Below are 12,346 nucleotides of genomic sequence, written 5' to 3'. Positions count from 1 at the left end.
TGCGGGTCGGATGGGCGACGACGCTGTCGCGTACGTCGTCCGCTTTGAGACGATAGACGTAGAGAGATCAGTTGATCCCTGTGTGCGACGGGAGGTCGAAGGATGCGAAAGGCACTACCCACCGACGAACCGGTCGGCACGCTGGACGTGGTACACCGGTTCTGGGACGCGATGCCCACCGGGGTGACCGTCTCGCACCGTGGTCGGATCTTCGTCAACTTTCCCCGGTGGGGTGACGAGGTGCCCGCGACCGTGGTGGAGCTGCGGCGCGGCCGCGAGGTCCCCTTTCCCGACCTGCGGTGGAACACGCCGTCCGGCGACGACGACCCGTCGGCGTTCGTGTCGGTGCAGAGTGTGGTGGTCGACCCGATCGACCGGCTCTGGGTGCTCGACACGGGTAGCCCGATGTTCCAGCCGACCTCCCCCGGCGGGCCGAAACTGGTCCGGGTGGACCTGAGAACCGACACCGTCGCCCAGGTGATCACCTTCCCGCCCGACGTGGTGCTGCCCACGTCGTACCTCAACGACGTGCGCTTCGACCTGCGTCGCGGGGAGGCCGGCATCGCGTACGTCACCGACTCCGCCGATGGTGCCCCGAACGCCATCATCGTGGTCGACCTGGCCAGCGGGTCGTCGTGGCGGCGCCTGAACGACCACCCGTCCACCAAGGCGGCACCGCTGGCGGACTTCCGGCCGGTGGTCGAGGGACGACCGTTCCTGGTCCGCCCCCCGGACGCTCCCCCGCAGCCGGTGGGCGTCGGCGCCGACGGCATCGCCATCTCCGCCGACGGCGCCCGGCTGTACTACTGCGCCCTCGCCACCCGCCGCTGGTACAGCGTCGCCACCGACGCGCTGGCCGATCGTGCGCTGGGTGACGCGGAGGTCGCCGCGACGGTGGTCGACGAGGGCGACAAGGGCGGCGGCGCGGACGGCCTGGAGTCCGACGACGCCGGCCGGCTCTACCTGACCAACTACGAGCACAACGCGGTGCTGCGGCGCCGCCCCGACGGTGAGTACGAGACCGTGGTGCACGACGCTCGGCTGCTCTGGCCCGACACGCTCAGCGTGGCCACCAGTCGGCACCTATACATGATCGCCAACCAGGTGCACCGGCAGCCGCCGTTCAACCGCGGCCGGGACCTGCGACGCAAGCCGTACGCGCTGTTCCGGACCCGGATCGACGCGGGCCCCGTGCTGCTACGGCCGTGACGCCGACCAGCCCCGATCGGGTGGAAGTGCCGCCCGGTCGGGGCGGGGTGCGTCCCGGCGCACGTAGCGTCGGAGGGCAGTGACCCCGAGGTGAGGAGCCGGTCGTGACCGAGCCGGAGGAAGAGCGCGAGAAGAGCGCGAAGACCGACCCGGTGCTGTTCTCCCCGGACGGCGACCCGCATCACAATCCGGCCCAGGCCCCGCTGCCGGACGAGCAGCTGCCGGTGACGTACTCCCACGACGGCGAGACCGACGTGATCGACGGCGAGCAGTAGGACACAGGTCCGGCGGCAGCGGGGGCTGCCGGGTGGTCAGGCGGCGACGAGCGCCGGGGTGGGGTGCTCGGCGGAGTCGTCGAGCGGAGTGACCGGCGGCGCCGGCTGACGGCGGTTCGGCAGGGCGAGCCGGAAGACCTTCCGCCACGCGGAGAAGACCTGCCGGGGCAGCGAGCCGGTGGTGTACTTCAGCCCGTACCTGTCGAACAACGCCCGCACCTCCGGCGCGATCTCCTGGTAGCGGTTGCTCGGCAGGTCGGGGAAGAGGTGGTGTTCGATCTGGAACGACAGGTTGCCGGTCATGATGTGCATCAGCCGGCTGCCGCTGATGTTGGCCGAGCCGAGCATCTGCCGCACGTACCACTCCCCCCGGGTCTCCCCCTCGATCGAGGTCTTCTCGAAGGTCTCCACCCCCTCCGGGAAGTGCCCGCACATGATGACCGAGTGGCTCCACAGGTTGCGGACCAGGTTCGCGGTGAAGTTGGCGGCCAGGGTGTGCAGGAACGACGGGCCGGACAACAGGGGGAACAGCAGGTAGTCCTTGAGGAACTGACGGCGGATCTTCCGGCCGACCGCGCGGACCCGGCGCCGGAACTCGGGATCCTTGTGTCCCCCGTTCTTCAGCTTGTTGCCCAGGTCGAGGTCGTACGCGGCGATGCCGTACTCGAAGAAGCAGGCGTTGAGGAAGTTGTAGAGCGGCTGCCCCAGGTGGGCCGGGTGCCAGGGCTGGTCCTCGTCGACCCGCATGATGCCGTAGCCGAGGTCGTTGTCCTTGCCGACCACGTTGGTGAACCGGTGGTGCAGCTCGTTGTGCGACTGCTTCCACTGGTCGGCCGGGGCGACGTGGTCCCATTCCCAGCTGGTCGAGTGGATCTTCGGATCGCGCATCCAGTCCCACTGGCCGTGCAGGACGTTGTGCCCGATCTCCATGTTCTCCAGGATCTTCGCCACCGACAGCCCGGCGGTGCCCACGATCCAGGCCGGTGGGAACAGTGAGAACAGCAGCACCACCCGGCTGCCGATCTCCAGCTTCCGCTGGGTCGAGATGACCTTGCGGATGTACGCGGCGTCCCGCTCGCCCCGGGAGGCGATGACCCGCTCCCGGATGGCGTCGAGTTCCTTGCCGAGGGTCTCGATGTCCTCGGCGCTGAGGTGGGCGATCGGGTTTACGGCCTTCTTCTGGATCACGGTCACGTCGGTCGGTCTCCGATCAGATCTCGAGTTCACACGGGCCGGCGGCGGCAGACACGCAGGTCTGCACGCGTACGCCGTCGCCCGGCAGGGCGGTGGTGAGCTGGCCGTTGCGCAGGTCGCGGACCGCGCCCTGGCGCAGCGGCAGCACGCAGCCGAAGCAGATGCCCATCCGGCAGCCCGACGGCATCAGCACCCCGGCGTTCTCGCCGGCGTCCAGCAGCGGGGTGGCGCCGGCGGCCGTCACGGTCACCGACGAGCGGGTGAAGGTGACGGTGCCACCGTCACCCGCGGTGATCACCGTCGGACGGAACCGCTCGGTGTGCAGCCGCGCGGCGTGGCCGCGGGCCGACCAGTGCGCCTCCGCCGCGTCGAGCAGCCCGAGCGGGCCGCACGCCCAGGTCTGGCGCTCCAGGTGGTCCGGGACCAGGGTGTCGAGTTCGGCCACGTCGAGCAGTCCCTCGACCTCGGTGTGCCGCTCGACCAGCCGGATCACACCACGCTCGGCGAGGCCGCGCAGCTCCGCGCCGAAGACCACGTCCGCGGCGGTGGGCGCCGAGTGCACGAGCACCACGTCGCTGCCGGCCAGGGCCCCCGAGTGCAGCATCCCCGCGACCGGGGTGATGCCGCTGCCCGCGGTGAGGAACAGCACCCGCGACGGCGCCCGCTCCGGCAGCACGAAGTCGCCGCGCGCCTGGTCGAGCTGCACGATCGTGCCCGGTCGCAGCCGGCGGACCAGATGGTTGCTGACCACGCCGTCGGGAATCGCCTTCACCGTAACCGAGATGGGGTCGGCGCGCCTGCCGGGAGCCGAGGTGACCGAGTAGGCGCGCCACTGGCGCACCCCGTCGACGTCGACACCGAGCCGGACGTACTGGCCGGGGACGTGCCCGCGCCAGCTGCGGCCGGGCTGGATCACCAGGGTCGCCGCGTCCGGGGTTTCCGGGTGCACGGCGACGATCCGGCCGCGCAGCTCGGCGCCGGCGCGTAGCGGTGCGACCAGGTCGAGGTAGTCGCTGGGCAGCACCGGCGTGGTCACCGTCTCGGCGAGCCGCCACAGGCGGCGCCGAAAAGATCTCGTCGGGCCCGGTCGCGGGACGGTGGCGGTCATACGACGATGGTCGCGGCGCGCTGGCATAAAATCTTGGCCAGCGAAGGTAAAGCGATCCATCCCTTTTGTGCGGGGAGAACAACCGTGGCGGAACCCTCCGGAACGACAAATCGGGCGGCCCGCATCGAACTGGACCAGCGGGTGGCCCGTGAACTGCGCGACCGGCTGCCGTTGGTGGCCGGGCAGACCGTCACCGCGATCACCGGCGAGGTGCCCAGCTACTCCGGCACGCTGACCGGCCAGATGCGGGACAAGATAGAGAACGCGGTGCAGATCGCGCTGGGCACCTTCCTGCAACTGCTCGAACAGTCCCAGACCGCCGACCGTACCCAGGTCAACGACCCGAGCACCCCGCTGGTCCCGGCGCTGGAGGCCGCGTACGCCCTGGGCAGCGGCGAGGCCCGGTCGGGCCGCAGCGTGGACGCGCTGCTGGCCGCGTACCGGGTGGGTGCCCGGGTCTCCTGGCGGGAGCTGGCCGCGGCCACCGTGGCCACCGGGCTGCCCGCCGCCACAGTCGCCGAGTTCGCCGAGCTGATGTTCGCCTACATCGACGAGTTGTCCGCCGCGAGCGTCGCCGGGCACGCCGACGAGTTGGCCAGTGTCGGCCGGGCCCGGCGGCGGAACCTGGAACGGCTCACCCAGCAGTTGCTCGCCGGTGAGGCCGAGGACGTGCTGCTGCGCAACGCCGAGCGGGCCGACTGGCCGGTGCCGCAGACCCTCACCGTGGCGCTGCTGCCGCAGGCGAAGCTGCGCGGGGCGCTCGCCCTGCTGGCCGAACACACCCTGGAGAGCAGCGAGGAACTGCCGGCCGGGGAGCCCGGCGAGGAGACCGCGGTGCTGCTTGTACCGGACATGCACGGCGACCGGCGGCGGCAGCTCGCCCGGGTGCTGCACGGCCGCCGCGCGGTGCTGGGGCCGTGCCGTCCCTGGACCCGGGTCAGTTCCTCGTACCGGCGGGTGGTCCGGGTGGTCGCCCTCGGTATCGCCCAGCCCACCGACGGCGAGCCCCTGGACACCGAGGCGCATCTGGCCGAACTGCTGCTCAGCGCAGACGTCGAGGCGCTCGCCGACCTGCGCGCCCGGGTTCTGCAACCCCTCGCCGCGCTGCCCGCCGCCACCGCCGAACGACTCACCGAGACGCTGCGGTCCTGGCTGCTGCACCAGGGGCGGCGCGACGACGTCGCCGCCGATCTCTTCGTCCACCCGCAGACCGTGCGCTACCGGATGGGTCAGCTGCGCCAGCTCTACGGTGACCGGCTCACCGATCCGCGTAGTCTGCTCGACCTCACGGTCGCGCTCGCGCTGCCCGCCGGCGGTGCGGCCACGGGGTGAGCGGCGTCGGTGTCGAGCCGTGACCGGTCGTCACTCGAACGGCGTCGGGCCGAGCAGGCGGATCTCCTCCACGTCGAGGCGGGCCTGCAACTCCTGCAACACGGTGTCGTCGATCTCCCGTCGGTCGCGCATCCCGGTGATCTCGCGCCGCTTGTGTTCGAGGGCCGCCAGCCGCAGTTGGCGCTCGACCTCCCGGGCGGCCACCGATTCGTCCTCCGGCTCGGACCGCGCCGCGCTCAGATGGGCCTCGTACTCGGCCCGGAGCCGTCGCACGATCTCGGCCTCGGCACCCACCCGGTCGCCGAGGTCGGGCAGCGCGTCGAGGGTGGCCTGGGTGGCGGCCACCTGCGCCCGCTGGGACTCCGCGACCCGCTCCGGGTCGCCGCGCAACCCGGCCCAGTTCATCAGGAGCGGCAGGGTGGTGCCCTGCACGAGCATGGTCACCAGGATCACCGTGGCGACGGCGAAGATGATCAGATCGCGTTCCGGTACCGGGCTGCCGTCCCGGGCGGTCAACGGCACGGCGAGCGCCGCCGCCAGGGAGACCGCTCCCCGGAAACCGGCCCAACCGGCGACCGTACGCACCCGCCAGTTGACCTGGCGGGCGAGCTGTGACTCGCGCCGGTCCAGCCGGGCCACGGCGGCGATCAGATGCAGCCAGAGCATCCGGACCAGCACCAGCACCCCGGCCAGCACGAGCGCGATCACCACGGCCCGGGCCAGCGTGACGCTCGTGACGTTCTGCACCGCCCGGGGGATCTGCATGCCGACCAGCACGAAGAGTGCCCCGTTGATGAGGAAGGTGGTCAGGTCCCAGAACGACACCGCGAGGATCCGGGACCGCGCCCGGATCACCCGGGGGTTGGCGTAGGACAACATCAGACCGGCCACCACCACCGCGAGCACCCCGCTCTCGTGGATGCTGTCGGCGAGGAAGTAGGCGGTGAACGGGGTGAGCACACTGAGGGCACCCTCCCGCAGCGGGTCGTCGATGCGCTTGCGGATCAGGATCACCACCGTGCCGACCACCATGCCGGAGGCGATGCCACCGAGGAAGGACAGGCCGATCCGCTCGACCAGCTCGAAGGCGCTCGGTGCGGCGCCTCCACCCAGCAGGCCGAGCGCGATGGCGAACAGCACCAGGGCGGTGCCGTCGTTGACCAGGCTCTCCGCGCGCAGGGTGGTCAGCAGCCGGCGGGGCATCCGTTTGGCCAGCCCGGCCACGGCCGCGGCGTCGGTCGGGGCGAGCACCGCGCCGAGCACCCAGGCCACCGCCGGGTCGACACCGAAGCGTTGCAGGACCAGCGACACCGCGACCATCGTGACCCCGACCAGGCCGATCGCCAGCAACGCGATGACCACGATGTTCGCCCTGATCTCCCGCAGGCTGACGACCAGGCTCTCGCGGTAGAGGATCGCCGGCAGGAACAGCAGCAGGACCACCTCGGGCGCGAGGACGACGTGCGAGAACGGGGGCAGCAGCGCCACCAGGGCGCCCAGGCAGATGAGCAGCACCGGCGGGGCGACCCGGTAGCGGCCACCGATGGTGGTGCCGACCAGCACGACGACGCCCAGCGTGATGACCAGCAGCAGCTCGCGCACCCCGCCCCCCGTTCGTCGCCCCCCACATGGTGGTACGCCGACGAGCCGCCCCGGGCCGATTCGCCGCAGCGCCGGACGCCCGGCCCGCGACCGGGCTCAGCGACCGGGACCGGCGCGCAGGTCCTCCTCGATGCGCCTGGCGGTGGTCAGCAACGGCGGCAGCAGTTCCTTGCGGATCACCTCGAACGAGCCGCGGCTGGCGTGGGCGGAGACGTTCACCGCGGCCACCACCGAACCGCTGTCGCCGTGGATCGGCGCGGCCAGTGACCGCAACCCCTCCTCCAACTCCTGGTCGACCAGGGCGTACCCCTGGCTGGCGATCTTCGTCAGGAGGCCGCGCAGCTTGGCCGGGTCGGTCACGGTGCGCCGGGTCAGCGGGCGTAGCTGCGCCGTGGCGAGATAGTCGTCCAGCCATCCGGCCGGCTGCGCGGCGAGCAGCACCCGACCCATCGACGTCGCGTACGCGGGGAACCGGGTGCCGACACTGATCCCCACCGTCATGATCCGCTTGGTGGGCACCCGGGCGACGTAGACGACCTCGTCGCCGTCGAGCACCGACACCGAGCAGGACTCGTGCACCTGCGCCACCAACGCCTCCATGTGCGGCTGCGCCACCTCGGGCAGGCTCAGGCTGGACAGGTAGGCGTAGCCGAGGTCGAGGACACGCGGACGCAGCGAGAACAGCCGCCCGTCGGTGCGTACGTAGCCGAGTTCGACGAGGGTGAGCAGGAAGCGTCGGGCCGCGGCCCGGGTCAGCCCGGTGGTGCGGGCCACCTCGCTGAGCGTGAGCTGCGGGTGTTCGGCGTCGAAGGCCCGGATCACCGCGAGCCCGCGTTCCAGCGACTGGACGAACTCGCCGGGTCGGGCCGTCGCCTCGTCGGTCACCGGCCCTCCTGCCGCAGCGTCTCCTGGGCCACCTTGAACGCCCGGTTCGCCGCCGGTACGCCGGCGTAGACGGCCACCTGGAGCAGCACCTCCCCGATCTCGTCGGGGGTCAGGCCGTTACGCAGGGCGGCACGTACGTGCATGGCCAGTTCCTCGTCGTGGTGCAGGGTGGCCAGCACGGCGAGGGTGATACAGCTGCGGGTCCGCCGGTCCAGCCCCTCCCGGGTCCAGATCTCACCCCACGCGTAGCGGGTGATCAGGTCCTGGAAGTCGGTGGTGAACTCGTCGGTGCCGGCGACGGCCCGGTCGACGTGCGCGTCGCCGAGCACCTGCCGGCGTACCGCCATGCCGGCCTCGTACCGCTGCTGGTCGGTCATCTGGGCACCACGCCTTCCGGATCGAGGTGTTCCGCGAGCAGTCGGGCGACGGCCTCGGGTTGCTCGACGTTGGCCAGGTGCGCCGCGCCGTCGAGCACCACCAGACGGGCCGAGGGGATCCGCTCGGCGATGGTGGCGGCCTGCTCCGGTGGGGTCGCCGGGTCGTCGGCGGCCCCGATCACCAGCGTCGGGGCGCGCACGGCGGCCAGGTCCGGACGCAGATCCATCGCGGCGATCGCCTCGCAACAGCCGGCGTACCCGGCGGCGGGAGTGCTCACCAGCATGCTCCGGTACCCGGCGACGGTGTCCGGGTTACCCGCGGCGAAGGCGGGAGTGAACCAGCGTTCGACGATCGCGTCGGCGATGCTGTCCAGCCGACCGGCCCGGACGGTGGCGGCCCGGGACCGCCAGCCGTCGGCCGGTCCGAGGGATGCGGAGGTGCACAGCAGGGCGAGGCGGTCGATCCGCTCGCCGGCGTGCGCGGCCAGCCACATGCCGACCATCCCGCCGAGGGAGAGCCCGGCGTAGTGGACCCGGGCCACGCCCAGGGCGTCCAGCAGCCGTAGCACCTTCCGGCCGAGCAGGTCGATCGTGTACGGCCCGGCCGGCACCGCGGAGCCGCCGTGGCCGAGATGGTCGTAGCGGACCACCCGGTAGCGCTCGGTCAACGCCGCCACCTGCGGCTGCCACATCGCGCCCGTGGTGCCCAGGGAGCTGCCGAGCAGCAGCACCGGCGCGTCCGGCGGACCGTCGACGGTGACGTGCAGCCCGCCGGTCACCGCTGCGCCTCACGGTTCGGCCCGGTGGTCGCGGCCGAGCCGCGCGTCGCCTCACGGTCCGGTCCGGTGGTCGCGGCCGGGCCGCGCGTCGCGTCGCGGTGCAGGTCGAGGGCGCGGTCGATCAGGTGCCCGGCGCTGCCGAGCCAGCCGGCCGGGTCGAGGGCGGCGTCGACGTCCGATTCCGACAGGTGGGCGCGCAGGTCCGCCTCGGCGAGCAGCGCCGCCCGGAAGTCGGGCCGGGCGGCGGCGCGGCGGACCAGGTCGTGGGCGGCGGCACGGCCGAGGGCCGGTGCCAGCCGGGCGGCGACCGCCTCGGCGAGCAGCAGACCGCCGCTGGCGTCCAGGTTGGCGCGCATCCGCCGCGGACGTACGTCGAGGCGGGCGAGCATCCGGGCGGTACGGGCGGTCGCCCCTCCCGCCAGGTGCGTCAGGTCGAGCAGGGGCTCCCACTCGGCGTGCCAGCCGCCGGTGGCCCGCTCGTGTTCCTGGCCGGCGGCGGCGAACAGTGTGCCGACGAGCCCGGGACCGCGCCGGGCCACGGCGGTGACCAGCACCGAGTCCACCGGGTTGCGCTTGTGCGGCATCGCCGAGGAGCCGCCTCGCGCCGCGCCCCCCTCGGCCACCTCGCCGACCTCGGTCTGCGCGAGCAGGCCCACGTCGAGGGCGATCTTGCCGGTGGTGGCGAGCAGCCCGCCGAGGGCCGCGGCCAGGTCGAGCAGGGGCTGACGGCGGGTGTGCCAGGGCAACGGGCTCGCCGCCAGGCCCAGGTGTGCGGCGAACCGGTCGACCATCACCGGCCCGGCCGCGCCGTAGCCGGCGAGGGTGCCCACCGCCCCGCCGAGTTGTGCGGGCAGGTCGGCGCACGCCCGGGTCAGCCGGATCCGCGCCTCGACCAGGCCGACCAGCCAGCCGGCGGCCTTGAGCCCGAAGGTGGTCGGTGCGGCCTGCTGACCGAGCGTGCGGGCGGCCATCAGGGTGTCGCGGTGGGTCCGGGCCAGCCCGGCGGCGGCGTCGGCGGCGTCGGCGAGGTGCCGCAGCAGCGGACCGGCGGCGCGGACCGCCACCAGTGACAGCGCGGTGTCGAGCACGTCCTGGCTGGTGGCGCCGTGATGCACCCACGGCCGGGCCGGTTCGGCGACCGCGGCGGTCAGCTCCCGCACCAGCGGGACCACGGGGTTGCCGGCCGCCTCGGCCGCGGCACCGAGAGCTGCCGGGTCGTACCGCTCGGCACGGCACTGCCGGACGATCTCCTCGGCGGCCTCGGCGGGCAGCAGCCCCACGTCGGCGCCGGCCCGGGCCAGGGCGGCCTCCGCGTCAAGCAACGCCCGCAGCAGGGCGTGGTCGCCGAGTTCGGCGTCGACGTCGGGGGTGCCGGAAAGCCCGCGCAGCAGTGCCTCAGACGGCGAAGAAGACGGTCTCATGCTCTCCCTGAAGGCGGATGTCGAACTGGAACCCGTCCGTGGCCGGCCGGGCCAGCAGCGTGTCACGCCGCTGCGGGTCGACGGTACGCAGCACCGGGTCGGTGGCGTTGGCCGCCTCGCCGGAGAAGTAGACCCGGGTGACGAGGCGGTGCAGCAGCCCTCGGCCGAACACCGACAGGGTCAGGTGCGGTGCCTCGGTGTCGCCGTCGAAGGTGGGCAGCGGCCCCGGCTTGACGATGTGCAACGCGTACCGGCCCTCGGTGTCGGTCTCGGACCGGCCGAAACCCCGGAATCCGGGGACCGCCGACGGCCGGGCGCCACGTGGATCGTCGGGGTGGTCGAAACGCCCGTCGGGGTCGGCCTGCCAGCTCTCCACCATCGCGTCGACCACGGCCGCGCCGGTGCCGTCGACGATCCGGCCACGCAGCCAGAACGCCCCCGGCGTGCCCTCCGGCACCACGTACGGCCCGTCCGGCCAGCGCAGCCCGATGTGCAGGTACGGCCCGACGGTCTGGGCGGGCGTGACGCCCAGCGACTCACTCATCGTCGTCCTCGTCCTCGAACACGGTGGCCTCCCGGCCCCGCAGCACGATGTCGAACTCGTAGGCCAGCGCCCACTCGGGCCGGGTCGTGGCGTGGTCGTAGCGGGCCACCATCCGCTGTCTGGCCCGCTCGTCGCGGACCGAGTTGAAGATCGGGTCCTGGGAGAACAGCGGATCGCCCGGGAAGTACATCTGGGTCACCAGCCGCTGGGTGAACGCCCGGCCGAACAGGGAGAAGTGGATGTGCGCGGGCCGCCAGGCGTTGTCGTGGTTGCGCCACGGGTAGGCGCCGGGCTGCACGGTGACGAAGTGGTACCGCCCGTCGGCGTCGGTCAGGGCCCGCCCGACGCCGGTGAAGTTCGGGTCCAGCGGCGCCGGCCAGGTGTCGGCGGCGTGCCGGTAGCGACCGGCGGCGTTGGCCTGCCAGACCTCGACCAGAGTGTGCGGAATCGCGCGGCCGTCGCCGTCGACGACCCGGCCGTGCACGATGATCCGCTGCCCGAGCGGCTCACCGTCGTGCTGGCGGGTCAGGTCGTGGTCCAGCTCGCCGAGGCGGCCCTCGCCGAGCAGCGGGCCGGTGACCTCGGTGAGCCGCTGCGGCAGGTAGGTCAACGGCTGCTGCGGTGCCCGCGCCACGGTCGACCGGTAGCCGGGACTCAGCAGTGGCGGATGGGCGTCGACGTCGTCGCGTCGGTAGCTCGGCAGGATCAGTTTCCGCTCGGCGTCCTGGGTCACGGCCGCTCCTCCCCGTCAGTCGTTCCGAGTATCCGCGCCCCGCAGCAGCCGAGCGGAAGCCGGAGGATGATCGCACCACCCTCGATGAGCGGACTGCGCCCGTTCACGCCGCCGCCCGCATGGTCGCTTCGAGGGCGCGCAGCACGGCGAGTTCCTCGGCGGTGGGTGGCTCGACTGTGCCCAGATCCCGGGCGACGGCGAGCGGCCAGCCGGTGGCCTCGCGGGCCCGCTCGACGGTCACGCCCGGATGCAGCCGGGTGAGGGTGAGTTCGCAGCTGTCCGGGTCGGCCTCGAGGATGCCGAGGTCGGTGATGACGGTACGGGGTCCACCACCGCGCAGCCCGAGCCGGGCCCGGTCACCAGGGCCGGCGCCGTAGCCGACCGAGGTGACGAAGTCGACGCGTTCGGTGAAGGTACGGCGGCTCTGCCGGACGATCACCACCACCTCGCCGCAGGAGGCGGCGATCTCGGGAGCGCCACCGGCACCGGGCAGGCGCACCTTCGGGTCGGTGTAGTCGCCACCGATGACGGTGGTGTTGATGTTGCCGTACCGGTCGAGCTGCGCGGCGCCGAGGAAGCCGACGTCGATGCGCCCGGGTTGCAGCCAGTAGTTGAACACCTCGGGCACCGAGATCACCGCGTCGGCGGTGTCGGCCAGGACGCCGTCACCGATGGACAGCGGCAGCCGGTCGGGCTTGGCGCCGAGACACCCGGACTCGTAGATCAACACCAGTTCGGGCGCGTGGGTGGCGCGGGCGAGGTTCGCCGCGGTGCTGGGCAGGCCGATCCCGACGAAGCAGGCGGTGCCGTCGCGTAGCTGTCGGGCGGCCGCCACCGTCATCATCTCGTCGGCGGTGTACTGACGCTCGCTCATGCCGGCCCTCCGC

General features: G+C 72.7%; 13 protein-coding genes. 3 read left to right on the top strand and 10 right to left on the bottom strand.

The features are described from left to right. Positions 1 to 102 precede the first annotated feature (102 nt). Together O7597_RS26470 and O7597_RS26465 are read left to right on the top strand one after the other, a co-directional pair. Entirely contained in the window at positions 103 to 1,209 is a 1,107-nt protein-coding gene (locus O7597_RS26470; RefSeq protein ID WP_281581061.1) for an L-dopachrome tautomerase-related protein, read from the top strand. 104 nt (positions 1,210 to 1,313) lie between these two features. Continuing rightward, positions 1,314 to 1,484 carry a hypothetical protein gene (locus O7597_RS26465; protein WP_281581060.1) on the top strand — a complete coding sequence of 57 codons (171 nt, stop codon included), beginning with the start codon at positions 1,314 to 1,316 and terminating at the stop codon, positions 1,482 to 1,484. A gap of 36 nt (positions 1,485 to 1,520) precedes the next feature. On the opposite strand, the gene O7597_RS26460 is transcribed toward O7597_RS26465, so the two are convergent. Together O7597_RS26460 and O7597_RS26455 are read right to left on the bottom strand one after the other, a co-directional pair. Continuing rightward, on the bottom strand, positions 1,521 to 2,678 hold the full coding sequence (locus tag O7597_RS26460) for an acyl-CoA desaturase (RefSeq protein ID WP_281581059.1): 1,158 nt from the start codon (positions 2,676 to 2,678) through the stop codon (positions 1,521 to 1,523). Between the two features lie 16 nt (positions 2,679 to 2,694). Then, positions 2,695 to 3,786 (bottom strand): ferredoxin reductase, encoded by a 1,092-nt coding sequence (locus O7597_RS26455; protein ID WP_281581058.1) that lies wholly within the window; start codon positions 3,784 to 3,786, stop codon positions 2,695 to 2,697. Positions 3,787 to 3,870: 84 nt separating this feature from the next. Here O7597_RS26455 and O7597_RS26450 point away from each other — a divergent pair, with 84 nt between their 5' ends. After that, positions 3,871 to 5,118 carry a helix-turn-helix domain-containing protein gene (locus O7597_RS26450; protein WP_281581057.1) on the top strand — a complete coding sequence of 416 codons (1,248 nt, stop codon included), beginning with the start codon at positions 3,871 to 3,873 and terminating at the stop codon, positions 5,116 to 5,118. A gap of 30 nt (positions 5,119 to 5,148) precedes the next feature. Here the strand turns inward: O7597_RS26450 and O7597_RS26445 are convergent, their stop codons facing one another. The 8 genes from O7597_RS26445 to O7597_RS26410 form a co-directional block, all read right to left on the bottom strand. Next, positions 5,149 to 6,720, bottom strand: a complete 1,572-nt coding sequence (locus O7597_RS26445; protein WP_269741396.1) for a Na+/H+ antiporter — start codon at positions 6,718 to 6,720, stop codon at positions 5,149 to 5,151. A 96-nt stretch (positions 6,721 to 6,816) separates the two neighbouring features. Then, positions 6,817 to 7,605, bottom strand: a complete 789-nt coding sequence (locus O7597_RS26440; RefSeq protein ID WP_269741395.1) for an IclR family transcriptional regulator — start codon at positions 7,603 to 7,605, stop codon at positions 6,817 to 6,819. Further along, positions 7,602 to 7,982 (bottom strand): 4-carboxymuconolactone decarboxylase, encoded by a 381-nt coding sequence (pcaC, locus tag O7597_RS26435; protein WP_269741394.1) that lies wholly within the window; start codon positions 7,980 to 7,982, stop codon positions 7,602 to 7,604. The genes O7597_RS26440 and pcaC overlap by 4 nt, the downstream gene beginning before the upstream one ends. Then, complete coding sequence (gene pcaD, locus O7597_RS26430) at positions 7,979 to 8,761, bottom strand: 3-oxoadipate enol-lactonase (RefSeq protein WP_269741393.1); 783 nt, start codon at positions 8,759 to 8,761, stop codon at positions 7,979 to 7,981. The genes pcaC and pcaD overlap by 4 nt, the downstream gene beginning before the upstream one ends. Continuing rightward, positions 8,758 to 10,182 carry a 3-carboxy-cis,cis-muconate cycloisomerase gene (gene pcaB / locus O7597_RS26425; RefSeq protein ID WP_269741392.1) on the bottom strand — a complete coding sequence of 475 codons (1,425 nt, stop codon included), beginning with the start codon at positions 10,180 to 10,182 and terminating at the stop codon, positions 8,758 to 8,760. Before pcaB ends, pcaD begins: the two co-directional genes overlap by 4 nt. Next, positions 10,157 to 10,726, bottom strand: a complete 570-nt coding sequence (gene pcaG, locus O7597_RS26420; RefSeq protein ID WP_269741391.1) for a protocatechuate 3,4-dioxygenase subunit alpha — start codon at positions 10,724 to 10,726, stop codon at positions 10,157 to 10,159. Before pcaG ends, pcaB begins: the two co-directional genes overlap by 26 nt. Beyond that, positions 10,719 to 11,435, bottom strand: coding sequence for a protocatechuate 3,4-dioxygenase subunit beta (gene pcaH, locus O7597_RS26415; RefSeq protein WP_269742742.1), 717 nt, complete (start codon positions 11,433 to 11,435; stop codon positions 10,719 to 10,721). The genes pcaG and pcaH overlap by 8 nt, the downstream gene beginning before the upstream one ends. A gap of 127 nt (positions 11,436 to 11,562) precedes the next feature. Then, positions 11,563 to 12,333, bottom strand: a complete 771-nt coding sequence (locus O7597_RS26410) for a CoA-transferase (RefSeq protein ID WP_269741390.1) — start codon at positions 12,331 to 12,333, stop codon at positions 11,563 to 11,565. Positions 12,334 to 12,346 lie beyond the last annotated feature (13 nt).

This window comes from Verrucosispora sp. WMMC514, assembly GCF_027497295.1.
GTDB classification, from domain to species: domain Bacteria; phylum Actinomycetota; class Actinomycetes; order Mycobacteriales; family Micromonosporaceae; genus Micromonospora; species Micromonospora palythoicola.
Note: the sequence above shows the minus strand (reverse complement) of the source record. Positions and strands in the feature narration are given on the sequence as shown.

Bases quoted from the DNA above. Each gene is read 5' to 3' on its own strand.
- O7597_RS26470 (WP_281581061.1), top strand. From the start codon at position 103: ATGCGAAAGGCACTACCCACCGACGAACCGGTCGGCACGCTGGACGTG.
- pcaG (WP_269741391.1), bottom strand. From the start codon at position 10,726: ATGAGTGAGTCGCTGGGCGTCACGCCCGCCCAGACCGTCGGGCCGTAC.
- O7597_RS26410 (WP_269741390.1), bottom strand. From the start codon at position 12,333: ATGAGCGAGCGTCAGTACACCGCCGACGAGATGATGACGGTGGCGGCC.
- pcaC (WP_269741394.1), bottom strand. From the start codon at position 7,982: ATGACCGACCAGCAGCGGTACGAGGCCGGCATGGCGGTACGCCGGCAG.
- O7597_RS26455 (WP_281581058.1), bottom strand. From the start codon at position 3,786: ATGACCGCCACCGTCCCGCGACCGGGCCCGACGAGATCTTTTCGGCGC.
- pcaB (WP_269741392.1), bottom strand. From the start codon at position 10,182: ATGAGACCGTCTTCTTCGCCGTCTGAGGCACTGCTGCGCGGGCTTTCC.